The organism is Enterocloster citroniae (assembly GCF_040545455.1).
Classification (GTDB): Bacteria; Bacillota; Clostridia; order Lachnospirales; family Lachnospiraceae; genus Enterocloster; species Enterocloster citroniae.
In genome coordinates, this window is sequence record NZ_JBEPLZ010000025.1 from 74,411 (window position 1) to 85,372 (window position 10,962).

The window sequence follows — 10,962 nt, forward strand, 5'->3', positions numbered from 1 at the left end:
TGCGACTGGCGGAAAATCAGCCGCAAAGACGGGTGCCGGGGAGACTCCGACACGCTCTAGAGTGTGTTTGAAAATTGCTTTCTGACATCTGCGCGTCACAGTTTGTGGGGGATTCGGGCCAAATGAAGGCGGCGTAGTGGGCTACGCTAACTGAATTTGGCCCAGATAACCCGCGAAATGGGGCGTGCAGATGGCGGGAATGAATTTTCAAACACGCTCTAGCCCTTGACCGCTCCGGCAGTCATTCCCGCCAGCATGTATTTGCTGGTTAAAAAATATATGATAAATGTAGGTATGGTGATCAGGATAATGGCTGCAAAGGTGGGCCCCCAATCCGTGACCCCCATGTAGCCCACAAAATCGTTGATCCCCAGGGTCACGGTCTTCATATCACTGGACCGGATAAAGGTATTGGCCCATATAAAATCATTCCAGCAAAAAACAGCCTGCATGCTTCCCACGGTGAGCAGAGAGTTGGTGGACATAGGACACACGATCCTCACATAGCTCTGAAGAGGGGAACAGCCGTCAATAATGGCTGCCTCGATAATCTCATTGGGCATGAACTTGCTGAAGGAATAAAACAGCTGAATGGAGTAGGACAATGCAAATGCCACCTGGGGCAGTATGATGGCCGCATATGTGTTCAGCAGTCCCATCTTGCTGAAAATAGTAAAGAGGGGGATCAGCGCCACCTGACACGGGAGCATCAGCCCCAGCATAAAATAATTCAGCATGAATTGATTCCGTTTGAACTTAATCTTGGCCAGCGCAAACCCGGCCATTGAACTGATGACCAGAAGCACTGCCAGGGTGAATACCAGAATGATGATGCTGTTCTTAAAGTAGGTGACAATGGGACTGACCTCCAGCACCCGTTTGTAATTGGCCAGCTGGAAGGAAGAGGGAAATGCATAGGACGGCAGTTTGCGGAAATCTTCCTGGGTTTTCAGACTGGATAAAAACACATAGAAAATAGGGTATACCTGAATGACCGCAAGGATAACGGCCGCCAGCCCTTTAAGAGGCGCAAAAACCATTTTTTTCTGACTTGTTTTCATCCCATCACTCCCTTTCCGCCGTCATTTTCCTAAATCCCAGGCCAATGACCAGACACAGGATCACAATGGCCATGGCCACCGCACTTCCGTATCCATAGCGCTGGCTGGTAAACGCCTGTTTGTACATGTAGGTGGACATCAGTTCAGAGGCATTGGACGGCCCTCCCTTTGTCAGCAGGAAGGAGACGTCAAAGGACCTCAGTGAGCCGTTTAATACCAGCAGACAATTGGCCACGATCACCGGCATGATATACGGAATCTTTACATAGATGAATTCCTGGACCACATTGGCTCCGTCCACAATGGCCGCCTCGGACAATTCCCCCGGCACGCCGATCAGGGCCGCATAAAAGATGACCATATAAAGCCCCAGATACTTATAAGCTTCTACAAAGGCCGCCACATAAAGGGCCAGTTTCCGGTTGGAGATCCACTCCATGTATAACAGGTCCGGATTGACGGCTCCCAGCACAGCGTTGATCACACCTGTTGGGGTAACGGAAAACAATTTGCTGAATATCTGGCAGATAGCCACGGACGAGATGACCACAGGCACATAGTACAGGGTCTGAAGCCCTGCCCTGAAATGGGTGATCCGCGTCAAAAAGATTGCAAACAGCAGGCCTCCGAACACCTGGATCACCACCTCCACAACCGTATAGATCAGCGTATTCTTTACGCTCAGCCAGAACACCGGGTCCCCGGTCAGCAGATCCATATAATTCTTAAGCCCTGCAAATGTCATGGAACCCACACCGTTCCAGTCAAAAAAGCTGTAAAAACAGGCCCAGACTACTGATACCGCCACAAAAAGCGTGTACAGTATAAAAGCTGGAAGCAGGAAAGTAAAGATCACCTTTCTTTTTCCAAATGCGTTCTGCATGGTTCCTCCTTATCCCGGTCCGGAGGGGTATGGCCCTCCGGACCGTCCCACTACTTTGTTACATAGGTGTCTGCAGTTGCACAGTATTCGTCAGGCGTGATCTGGCCCTGAACCAGCAGCTGCTGTAGATCCACCAGCTTTGTGAGGGTGGCTGAATCCAGCTTGTCGTCCCAGGATACCCAGCTCTGCTTTGCATTTTCAAAGAACGGGTACACTTCCTTCATGATCGCACCTGCTGAATCCGGCACCGGATCATTAAAGGGCGAAAACACCTTGGCCTGGTCATAACAAAGACCGGTGAACTCATTGCAGAGATACTGGAAGAATTCTTCCATCACATCATCATAGGTCTGTTTATTAAAGGCATAGGCAAATCCTGCGTGAAGGGGTACGTTGGTCTCCATGTTCTCCATGCCGTCCACGTCCGGCACCGGGAAAAATCCCAGCTGGCCATTGCCGTAAAGTTCATCTGCTTTTGCAATATCGCCTGAGCCTGAGTACATCATAGCGCCTGTCCCGCCATAGAACAGTTCTCCGTTGGCCGTATTGTCCGTGCTCAAAAAGCCCGGCTGGAAGTAGCCTTCTGTCCCCAGTGTATAGAGCAGGCCAGCCCCCGCCTTTGCCGCTTCATTTTTCTCAAAGCTGTCCTCCCCGGAGATATATCCTGTTATGAACCCGTCATGGGTCACCCTCCAGGGGGCAAAGGAGAGGTAGCGCATCAGCTGCCAGTTTTCCTTGCCGCCTACGATCAGGGGGATCTCTCCGTTATCCTTAAGGACCTTACACACATTCAGGAACTCATCCCAGGTCTTTGGCACCTCAAGCCCGTAACTGACCAAAGGTATCCTTTCTGTAGGCAAAATACTCGGCATACAACGCGTTGGGCATAAGATACATCTGACCGTCTTTTGCATCCGTAAGGAAATCAATGATCGCCTGATTCATGGAGTCATATTTTCCGATTTTTTTCAGTTCCTCCCCTATATTCACCATGGCGTCAATTTCCTGGGCCGCTGCAGACAAGGAGCCATTGGCACAGCCGTAAATATCAGGAAGGGAATTGCTGTTGATGTAAAGCTGGAGCTTTGTAATATAATCCGCATCCGTGGGCACAAGTTCGATCTCACAATCCAGGCCCTTCTGCTGGCAGAAATCCTTGATCGCCTTGCCGTATATCATATTGGACTCCGAGGTCTCGGATCCTTTTAACAGGGCCGTGATCTTTTTTCTCTGGGAACCGGACCCGGCTGTTTCCCCCAAACCGCCGGCTGTAGCGGACGATGAACCGCAGCCGGCAAGCAGGGAAGCTGCCGTCACCACTGCCGCCAATAAAGATATCATTCTTTTCTTTCTCATATAATTCTCCCTCTTATAATTAGTTTTTGCTTGTATCGGATCCGATCTCCTTTGATATACGAATTATACCATTGCCCATACCGGCCAACAATCTTAAATAAACACATAAATATGACTATTCAACACAATGGTTGAATTAAAATAGAGGAACAAAGCAAAAAAGCACTGCCCGTCCCACCAGACCAGGCAATGCTTTTTCTATTACTATGATCCCCACCCGGGAACCATTTCTTTATTCAGCTTTTTCCCCAGCCATGATCATCATGATCTCATTGCTGCGGCTGACAAACTTTGTCATACGCTCAGGTGACAATGCACCGTGGCTTAAGCTGGCCAGATCATAGAGCTGCTCGCAGATCTTGCCTGTATTGTCCCCTTCCTTGTGGTTCAGCACATACTGTACCAGCGGATGGTTGGCATTGAGCACCAGTGTCTCTCCGGTTCCGCCAAACATTCCCATATCCATACCGCCCATGCTGTACATCTTCATCATATCCTGCATACGGCGGGTATCCTCTGACACGGTGATCATGGATGCCACTCCGGCATTCTTCATCTTCTCTACCTTGATGTCCAGCTTGTCGTTATCCAGGGCTTTCTTAAACAGCTCCGACAATTCCTCTGAAGTCTTCTTAAACTCCTCATCATCCTCCTTTACTTCCTCCTTAAAGGCAGCGTTTAAGTCCGTGTCAATACGCAGGAATTTAAGGCCTTCCTTCTTCTGTTCCACATGGCTGATAAAGGGGTTGTCAATGGCGGCCGGCATGATGACAGCGTCAATTCCTTCCTCCTTAAACATGTTGATATACTGGCTCTGCTCCTTCTCATTGGTCACATAGAACACTGTATTCTCATGCTTTTCCTTATTCTCATCCAGGCAGCCCTGAAGGGTGAGGTACTTGCCGTCCAGGTTCTTGTAGAGAATGAAATCTCCCATCTTCTCAGCAAACTTTTCATCCTTGATATATCCGAATTTGATAAAGGGCGCAATGTCGTCCCAGTACTTCTCATAATTTTCACGGTCTGTCTTGCACATACCGGACAATTTGTCCGCCACCTTCTTGGTGATATAATCGGAAATCTTCTTTACAAAGCCATCGTTCTGCAGGGCGCTTCTGGATACGTTCAGAGGCAGGTCGGGACAATCGATCACACCCTTAAGCAGCATCAGGAACTCCGGGATCACTTCCTTTATATTGTCCGCAATAAACACCTGGCTGTTGTACAGCTTGATGGTTCCCTCCAGACTGTCGTATTCCATGTTGATCTTTGGGAAATACAGGATTCCCTTTAAGTTGAAAGGATAATCCATGTTCAGGTGGATCCAGAACAGCGGCTCCTTGTAGTCCCTGAACACCTTGCGGTAAAAGCTCTTGTAATCCTCCTCGCTGCACTCGTTGGGATGTTTGTTCCACAGCGGATTGGTATCATTTAAAGCAACCGGACGTTTTAAGATCTTATATTTTTCCCTGGACGGTTCGATCTCAACTGTTTCCTTGGTCCCGTCCTCATTTTCCTTTTCCTCAGTCTTGGCAGGTTCGATGACAGTCTCTATCACCTTGTCCCTGTCCGTGAGCTCGTCCTTCTCAATAGTCTCATACTGGGGTTCTGCCATCTCATTATCCAGGAAAATGTTCACCGGCATGAATGCACAATATTTCTCAATGACTTCCCTGGCCCTGTACTCGTTGCAGAATTCCGTGCTGTCCTCGTTGAGATAAAGGGTGATGGTGGTTCCCACACTTGCCTTATCCCCTTCTTCCATCTCAAACTCGATTCCGCCCTCTGACTCCCAGTGGACAGCCTTTGCGTCCTTCTGCCAGGAAAGGGATTCGATACTTACCTTATCAGCCACCATGAACGCAGAATAAAAGCCCAGGCCAAAATGTCCGATGATCTGGTCCTCGTTAGCCTTATCCTTGTACTTGGACATAAAATCCTGCACGCCGGAAAACGCGATCTGGTTAATATACTTGTCAATCTCTTCCTCTGTCATGCCCAGACCGTTGTCCGTGATCTTGATGGTCTTGTCCGTGGGGTTCACGGTGACCTGAATCTTATATTCCACATCCTCAGGTCTTTCATACTCTCCCATCAATTCCAGCTTTTTCAGTTTTGTAATAGCATCACAGCCATTGCTGATCAGCTCCCTGTAAAAAATATCGTGGTCTGAGTACAGCCACTTTTTGATTACCGGGAAAATGTTCTCGCTCGTGATTGATAAACTGCCTTTCTTTGCCATCTTTCATCCGCCTCTTTCTTATATAATAATAGTTCTTGTAAATTCTGTATGCTTACTCACAAGGTACATTTTAGTACCTACTGAAGAAAATGTCAATAAAAAATTAGCACTCATTTTTATTGAGTGCTAATAATTTCATTTAAGCTTATACCGTTACCTGTTTTTCTTTTTTGCTCCGCATAACCTGCAAACTCAAAAGGCTTATCATTAAGATTACCCCTATCAGGTCCGTGACAGTCTCCGGAATAACTAAGCACAGGGAAGCCGCAATCGCCAATACCCGTTCCAACATTTTCATGGGCCCGATCCCGCATCCAATCAGCCCCATACTCAATCCGTAAGCCCCCACAAGGCAGGTAAGACCGGATTGGAAAAGCTCCAAGGGAGTCCCAATCCCCAACATGGCCGGACTATACACAAAGGTATAAGGTATAAGGAAAATAATAAAACTGTATTTAAACGCTGAAAGGCCAAGCTTCCACATATTGTCGTTCACAATCCCCGCGGCGGTGAAAGAAGACAGCGCTACAGGCGGAGTGATCATAGACAGATTGGCAAAATAAAATACAAAAAAGTGTGCTGCCAGAACAGGCACGCCCAGTTTAATAATACTGGGACACAGCAATGTGGCCGACATGATATAAGCCGCACTGGTAGGCATGCCCATGCCTAAAACAAGTGCCATGAGCATTGTGGCGATCAGAGCAAACAGCAGGTTGCTGCTGGCCAATGCATTGATCATGCTGGAAAAGCGGATCCCAAGGCCCGTGGCAGTGATCTGTCCAACGATAATGCCGGCCAGAGCACAGGGCATGGTAACAATAACGGCCTGTTTTCCGGTGGCCACCAAGGCTTTGATAAAGTCAAACAGCGTAATCCGGGTATCCTTGCGGATCATGCACAGGGCAATCAGCACAATTGTTGCATAGGTACAGCACCGCATCATAGAACCACCCCGAATAATCAGCGCAACCAAAACCACCACGCTTAGAAGCAGATGGATGTCCTTCATAATCTCTTTCCGGTATGCCGCTGCCTCAATCTGAGGCTTGGCCAGCTTATTTTTCCTGGCGTACATGTCAACCAGAAAGTAAAGGGCTGCTAAAAAGATAAATGAAGGGATAATGGCTGCCAGCATGATATTGGAATAACTGATCCCCGTCATATCAACCATAATAAATGCCGCTGCTCCCATTACAGGAGGGATCAGCTGTCCTGCGGTTCCGCCAATGGCCAAAATACTCCCTGTAAAACGGTTCTCAAAGTTCTGCTGTTTCATTGGCTCATACATGATGGTTCCAATGGAAGCTACATTGCCCGGAGCACTGCCAGAAATCATGCCAAAAAGAGCGGAAGCCACGATTGTAGCTTTTCCCGCGCCTCCGTTGGCCTTACGGGTAAGCAGGGTAGAGATATTCACAAACAGTCTGCCTGCCGGTGTCGCTGTCAGGAACGCACCAAACAAAAGGAAATAAAACACAGTACCGCAGGCAGTGCTCACAGGTGAACCAAATACACCCGTAGTAGAGAATATCTGCACCTCCACAAATTTTGCAAGCGACATATTGGAATGCGCCAGCAGGCCCGGCATCATTTCCCCAAAAAATCCATAGCCGATAAAAATCAGTACAATGATGGTCAAAGCCAAATTCACGGCACGCCTGCTGCATTCAAGCATCAGAAGCAGCAGGGCTATGGCTGTAACATAGTCCATGGTGGTAAGGGGATCCACGTAGGCCATCCTGGTGTCATAGCGCGTACTGTTCATCACCATATAGACACAGCAGAAAAGAATGATTCCCACGAAGATATATTCATACCACTGGGGAAGATATTTCTCCCCCTTTGGAACCTTATATTTTTTGAAGGTTGGAAATGTAAGAAATACCAATCCCATAGCAAAACAGACATGGATGGGACGCATGATAAGGGCGCTATAGGAGCCTCTGACCACTACCCAAAGCTGGAACATGACCCAAACCAATGCCCAGATCGCTCCTGGATTACAGAACGCTTCTATGTATTTATTTTTTTTCATAATTTAGTTTCTATACCCTTTCTTCAGTGTATTCAAGGCTTAGAACTATCATCCCAGGCCCCTTTTATCAGTCCAGTATCCCAGCTTCTTTGTAATATTTCTCAGCACCTGGATGGAGCGGAAGGCCCATACCAGCCAGATCACCGGCCTTTTCAGCTGTAAAACGCTGAAGGGCAGTGTGTCCCGCCTTCACATCATCCACATTTTCACACAATGCCTTTGCAATATCATATGCTACATCATCCGGCATGTCTGCGGTACAGAATAATGAGGAGGTAACTCCAAAAGTATCAATGGCGGCGTCCTGTCCTTTGAAGCAGTTGGCCGGCAAAGTCTCAGGACTGAATCCCTTTTCACCGGTAAATGTATCGATCATCTCCTGAGGGAACTGGATAAAGGTCATGTCAACAGTGGATGACAGTTCTGTCACGGCAGCATGGCCCTGGGTAATATTGTGACATACAAAATCCGTACGTCCATCTTTGATATTCTCCACACTGGTGCTCCAGTCCGCGTATTCTACCGTGCCGCCCCAGGAAATGATATCGTCAAAGGTCATGCCGTAATACTCCAGGATCATGGATGTAACGATATTGCCCATGTTCCCTGCAGGAAGCACGCTGATCTTTATGGGGGTGTGGTTGGCGGCCACCTCGGCCAGATCCGTCCAGCCGGCATCGGTGCGGACCAGCGCAATATAGTAGAACGTGTCTAAATAACCGGCAATGCCGCGAAGGCTGTCGTAAGCCTCTGTGTACAGGTTCTCACCGTTATAAGCCCATTTATTTGATAAGTTGTATCCGATCCCCATCTGGTAGGTGCCTGCTGCAACCTGAATGGGATTGGAAGTGGCGCCGCCCTCGGCTACGGCATTAATCATGGAACCGGCAGGCAGTCCCTTGGGGATTACCTCAGAAAATGTTGCACCGTAGGAGTACCAGGAAGTTCCGGTGCTTCCGGTAACAAGATCCAGGGTTACCGGATCACCGGATGGATTGCCGCTGCTTTCCCCTGCAGTCTCCCCCGATGCGCCGGTTGTACCGGCAGGCGCGGCTGTGTCCGCCTTCTTGCTGCTTGTGCAGCCAGCAGCTGAAATCATCATTGCCAATACTAAACCTAATGAAACTAATTTTTTCACTTTCATTTTCGTACCTCATCCTTTCATTTTTCACAATTGTTTTTTCATACTTAACGGATTACCACTAAATCCCGGACAAGCGTCCCTTCCCCAGGTTCCAGAAACATCTTTTCAGCATCAATATCCACTATTTCCGCACACGCCAGAATGGTTCTGCCATTTAAACGGCAGGCGCAGCGCCCGCAAATTGCCTGGCAGCAGGAGGAATGACGATAATAAGCCAGTGTATGATCCAGATTGGCATATATGTAATCCAGTACATCCATAACCTTCATACCCTGTACAACCGGAACCTCATAAACAGAAATGTCCTTGTTTCTTTTAATCTCTACCCTCATGACATCTCTCCTTTCAAAATCGTTTCAGCTATGCAATCCAGAACTGAAGGATAATTCCTGGTATCAAGGGGCAGATAGGTAGGGATAGGTACTTCCTTTTCATAGACCAGCTCTCCATCTTTCAGTTCTGCCAACCAGCTGAACAGAAAGTTTTCATTGTCTACCTGCTGCTCATCCATTCTCAGATGGCACCCCCGGCTTTCTTTGCGGTTCAGCGCAGAATAGATTCCAATTTCCGTACACAAAGCCAGATTCCGGATTATTACGGAATTAATCCATTCCAGGTTGTATTGATCAGCGCCAGGCGCCGCCAATTGATCCAAAGAAGCCCGCAGCTCTCGTATATGGTCATAAGCCAGCTGCAACCGCCTGCCATCACGGACAAATCCAAAACCTTCCTCGCTTATCTGTTCCAGTTTCTTCCAAGCCTCAATCGCACTGACCCCTTGGGATTTCTTTCTGGGCCCCACCAAAAATTCCTCTGCCTTATCCAGATTAGCAGGCTCAAGGTCAGCAGCATTCTTGGCGTAAACTGCCGCATTTTTTCCGGCTGTCAGCCCGTTAGCCAGCATTTCCGTCAGGCCGTCACCGCTTCGGAAAGCGCCGAACAAACCTCCGGTGACCTCTCCTGCCGCGTACAAGCCCGGAATATCCGTTTCAAACTTCTCATTGACAACAATGCCGCCCATGCTGTACTCGTTTCCAAAACCGCACATCAGCCGTTTGCCATTGGCGATCATGTCCTCAGCCAGCTGCTGAAGATCGATGTGATGGTACTTATCCTTTCCATGCCACCAGTGTTGGTTTTCATAGAATGTCCTAAAACCATCCCGGATCTCCTCATCCGTATAAGCCGAATAATCCATGTAAAAACGGTTCCCATATGTATCCCATTTTTCATACATGCCGGGAGCATAAAAGGCACAATAGAGAAGTTTCTTGACCTTACTGTTGGAAGCATTCGTCTTAAATCTTGGCTCGGAGGAATAAGGAAGCTCCTTGCCATCCAAATCAGTGGCCTTGTGCCGCAACGGAAAGATGTTTGGCATAGTCATCTGAAAAGGAAGGATGGACCCCTTTGCGTAAAGGGGCTCCTGGATTGTGGGAATTGCCAGAAGAAACTCCATGTCCTTAACCTTAGCACCCGCTCTAAGGGCCATGGCGATTCCATCCCCTGTCATATCGCTGTTGGTATTCTTAAGCTCATAGGGCTGCCAGCCTCCGGTAGCCATAATGACCGACTTTGCCCGAAACTCAATGATCTCCCCGGTATAAACATTAAATCCAATAGCTCCACAGACCTTACCATCCCTGGTAAGCAGATCCGATACCATGATATCTTCATAAACAGGAATTTCCTTTTGGGATTCCAGCCCCCGCTTCAAAGCTCTGCCAAAGGCCACCCCTCCAGCCCGCCAACGGCATGCCTTGGGGGCGAACACAAAAGTACTCCCACACTCCTTTACCCAGTGAAGCAGCTCCTTTACAGCATAAGGACCGTCTTCCACAAACCTCTTTTGAAGCTCCTGGTTCCCCAAGCCAAAGGCGCAGGCCACCATTTTCTCAAACAGGCTTTCCGCCGTATACTCCTGATTGGCATCAGCTTCACCGCAGACATCCCTGGCCCCCTGGCCATCCACCCCAAAGCTGCCTCCCAGCATAATAGCATTGCCGTTTTTCCCCACTTTTCCTTTTGAGACAAGGACAACTTCTGCGCCTTCCCGGGAAGCCGTCACAGCGCTCATTACCCCTGCGCCTGAGCCTCCGATAACAAGGATATCGCTCTTAACCATGCTCCGTCCCATTTTATCCCTCCTACTACAATATATTTATGGTTAATATCCCTTACATCCAGTAAGGAATTATCCATCTTGTTGCTTAAGCTGTTAGAATGTAAGAGCAATCG

Annotated in this window: 9 protein-coding genes; all 9 read right to left on the reverse strand. The window is 48.4% G+C overall.

From position 1 onward, the window contains the following. Nucleotides 1-218: 218 nt before the first annotated feature. Nucleotides 219-1,061: a carbohydrate ABC transporter permease gene (locus ABID13_RS23590; RefSeq protein ID WP_007870006.1), complete on the reverse strand. Its 843-nt coding sequence runs from the start codon at nucleotides 1,059-1,061 to the stop codon at nucleotides 219-221. Nucleotides 1,062-1,065: 4 nt separating this feature from the next. Then, nucleotides 1,066-1,944, reverse strand: a complete 879-nt coding sequence (locus ABID13_RS23595; RefSeq protein WP_048930723.1) for a carbohydrate ABC transporter permease — start codon at nucleotides 1,942-1,944, stop codon at nucleotides 1,066-1,068. 50 nt (nucleotides 1,945-1,994) lie between these two features. Continuing rightward, a complete protein-coding gene (locus tag ABID13_RS23600) occupies nucleotides 1,995-2,783 on the reverse strand; it encodes an extracellular solute-binding protein (protein WP_276325545.1) in 789 nt (262 codons plus the stop codon). Beyond that, on the reverse strand, nucleotides 2,764-3,300 hold the full coding sequence (locus ABID13_RS23605) for an ABC transporter substrate-binding protein (RefSeq protein WP_276325546.1): 537 nt from the start codon (nucleotides 3,298-3,300) through the stop codon (nucleotides 2,764-2,766). The genes ABID13_RS23600 and ABID13_RS23605 overlap by 20 nt, the downstream gene beginning before the upstream one ends. A 232-nt stretch (nucleotides 3,301-3,532) precedes the next feature. Next, nucleotides 3,533-5,542 carry a molecular chaperone HtpG gene (htpG, locus tag ABID13_RS23610; protein WP_048930724.1) on the reverse strand — a complete coding sequence of 670 codons (2,010 nt, stop codon included), beginning with the start codon at nucleotides 5,540-5,542 and terminating at the stop codon, nucleotides 3,533-3,535. 145 nt (nucleotides 5,543-5,687) lie between these two features. Then, entirely contained in the window at nucleotides 5,688-7,580 is a 1,893-nt protein-coding gene (locus ABID13_RS23615; RefSeq protein ID WP_045093086.1) for a TRAP transporter permease, read from the reverse strand. Between the two features lie 67 nt (nucleotides 7,581-7,647). After that, entirely contained in the window at nucleotides 7,648-8,724 is a 1,077-nt protein-coding gene (locus ABID13_RS23620; RefSeq protein WP_007870017.1) for a TAXI family TRAP transporter solute-binding subunit, read from the reverse strand. A 44-nt stretch (nucleotides 8,725-8,768) separates the two neighbouring features. Then, nucleotides 8,769-9,056, reverse strand: coding sequence for a 2Fe-2S iron-sulfur cluster-binding protein (locus ABID13_RS23625; protein WP_007870019.1), 288 nt, complete (start codon nucleotides 9,054-9,056; stop codon nucleotides 8,769-8,771). Continuing rightward, entirely contained in the window at nucleotides 9,053-10,861 is a 1,809-nt protein-coding gene (locus ABID13_RS23630; RefSeq protein ID WP_045093087.1) for an FAD-binding protein, read from the reverse strand. The genes ABID13_RS23625 and ABID13_RS23630 overlap by 4 nt, the downstream gene beginning before the upstream one ends. Nucleotides 10,862-10,962 lie beyond the last annotated feature (101 nt).

What these genes read in the sequence shown, in the direction of transcription:
- ABID13_RS23590 (WP_007870006.1), bottom strand. Translation starts at nt 1,061, where the DNA reads ATGAAAACAAGTCAGAAAAAAATGGTTTTTGCGCCTCTTAAAGGGCTG.
- ABID13_RS23615 (WP_045093086.1), bottom strand. Translation starts at nt 7,580, where the DNA reads ATGAAAAAAAATAAATACATAGAAGCGTTCTGTAATCCAGGAGCGATC.
- ABID13_RS23595 (WP_048930723.1), bottom strand. Translation starts at nt 1,944, where the DNA reads ATGCAGAACGCATTTGGAAAAAGAAAGGTGATCTTTACTTTCCTGCTT.
- ABID13_RS23605 (WP_276325546.1), bottom strand. Translation starts at nt 3,300, where the DNA reads ATGAGAAAGAAAAGAATGATATCTTTATTGGCGGCAGTGGTGACGGCA.
- ABID13_RS23620 (WP_007870017.1), bottom strand. Translation starts at nt 8,724, where the DNA reads ATGAAAGTGAAAAAATTAGTTTCATTAGGTTTAGTATTGGCAATGATG.
- ABID13_RS23630 (WP_045093087.1), bottom strand. Translation starts at nt 10,861, where the DNA reads ATGGGACGGAGCATGGTTAAGAGCGATATCCTTGTTATCGGAGGCTCA.
- htpG (WP_048930724.1), bottom strand. Translation starts at nt 5,542, where the DNA reads ATGGCAAAGAAAGGCAGTTTATCAATCACGAGCGAGAACATTTTCCCG.
- ABID13_RS23625 (WP_007870019.1), bottom strand. Translation starts at nt 9,056, where the DNA reads ATGAGGGTAGAGATTAAAAGAAACAAGGACATTTCTGTTTATGAGGTT.